This is a genomic window from Vibrio sp. 1727, assembly GCF_033344415.1.
Lineage (GTDB): Bacteria > Pseudomonadota > Gammaproteobacteria > Enterobacterales > Vibrionaceae > Vibrio > Vibrio alginolyticus.
On record NZ_JAWPOT010000521.1, the window covers coordinates 1 to 567 of the forward strand.

1 protein-coding gene is annotated in these 567 nt (G+C 44.3%); it reads right to left on the reverse strand.

Going from position 1 to position 567, the window contains the following annotated elements:
- Positions 1-196 precede the first annotated feature (196 nt).
- Positions 197-567: ribosomal protein S18-alanine N-acetyltransferase (rimI, locus tag R8O10_RS26705; RefSeq protein ID WP_318192160.1), on the reverse strand; the 371-nt coding region annotated here is incomplete at its 5' end.

A 567-nucleotide genomic window follows, 5' to 3' on the forward strand; every position in this document is an offset into this window, starting at 1 on the left:
ACCCGCATCCGGGTGAGAAATAATAGCGAACGTTCTACGTTTAGAAACTTCGCTTAGAAAAGGCGTATTTGACATGAAACTGGTCTTCTTTGATGTCTGAATGCCTGCTGAAAAGCAAACACGCTTTTTGTAGATTCAATTTTGCGCGGTATTCTCGCCTATTATTGCTTTAGGGGCAACTTCCCGAGTAGTACGTCTAGTTAAAGAAGAGATAACTCATGATGATCGCGTCTTCTTTTCCATTGCCTGTTTTGGCTGGATAATAATCATAACGACGATCCACTTCGTTAAAACCAGCTTGCTCATAAATATGAATCGCAGGATGGTTACTTTCTCTTACTTCTAGCCACGCGCTGTCTGCTTTGGCTTGCTCACAGTGATTCAGAAAGGCATCCAATAACTTTTGACCGTAGCCTTTTCCTTGTAGAGCAGGGGCAACCGCAATATTGAGTAACGTCACTTCACCCACAATATTTTGTGCATAAAAGTAGCCAACTACCGAGCCGTCTTCAACCATCACGTGATGGCACGCACCGCGACTCGACAAATCGCGCACTAACGACTCTG